Here is a 939-nt window from a genome sequence, read left to right on the forward strand (position 1 = left end):
CGTAACTCGCCGGTTCATTCTACAAAAGGCACGCCATTACCCATTAACGGGCTTTGACTACTTGTAGGCACACGGTTTCAGGATCTATTTCACTCCCCTTCCGGGGTGCTTTTCACCTTTCCCTCACGGTACTGGTTCACTATCGGTCACTAGGGAGTATTTAGCCTTGGGAGATGGTCCTCCCTGCTTCCGACGGGATTTCTCGTGTCCCGCCGTACTCAGGATCCACTCAGGAGGGAACGAAGTTTCAACTACAGGGTTTTTACCTTCTTCGACGGACCTTTCCAGGTCGCTTCATTTACCCCGTTCCTTTGTAACTCCATGTTGAGTGTCCTACAACCCCAAGAGGCAAGCCTCTTGGTTTGGGCTAATTCCGTTTCGCTCGCCGCTACTCAGGAAATCGCGTTTGCTTTCTCTTCCTCCGGGTACTTAGATGTTTCAGTTCCCCGGGTCTGCCTTCAGTACCCTATGTATTCAGGTAAAGATACTGTTCCATTACGAACAGTGGGTTTCCCCATTCGGAAATCTCCGGATCAAAGCTTACTTACAGCTCCCCGAAGCATATCGGTGTTAGTCCCGTCCTTCATCGGCTCCTAGTGCCAAGGCATCCACCGTGCGCCCTTTCTAACTTAACCGTTAAAAAAGATCTTACAGATGCTTTGAAAAAAATTAATTGCCTTCTATCTATTATCTAGTTTTCAAGGAACAAAGCAGAAAGAATCCATCACATCGTGATGTTTGTCTTTCCTATTTGAATGAATTACTCATTCAAAACTGAACAAAACAAAAGCGCTCTCGTAATTATCCTTAGAAAGGAGGTGATCCAGCCGCACCTTCCGATACGGCTACCTTGTTACGACTTCACCCCAATCATCTGTCCCACCTTAGGCGGCTGGCTCCATGAAGGTTACCTCACCGACTTCGGGTGTTACAAACTCT

The 939-nt window shown here is 47.6% G+C and carries 2 rRNA genes; both read right to left on the reverse strand.

What is annotated here, in order from left to right:
* Nucleotides 1-635: ribosomal RNA gene (locus ABE048_RS17375) — 23S ribosomal RNA — on the reverse strand; the annotation flags it as partial.
* A gap of 176 nt (nucleotides 636-811) precedes the next feature.
* Nucleotides 812-939 (reverse strand): 16S ribosomal RNA (locus ABE048_RS17380); the annotation flags it as partial.

It is taken from the genome of Rummeliibacillus pycnus, from assembly GCF_050459865.1.
Taxonomy (GTDB): domain Bacteria; phylum Bacillota; class Bacilli; order Bacillales_A; family Planococcaceae; genus Rummeliibacillus; species Rummeliibacillus pycnus_B.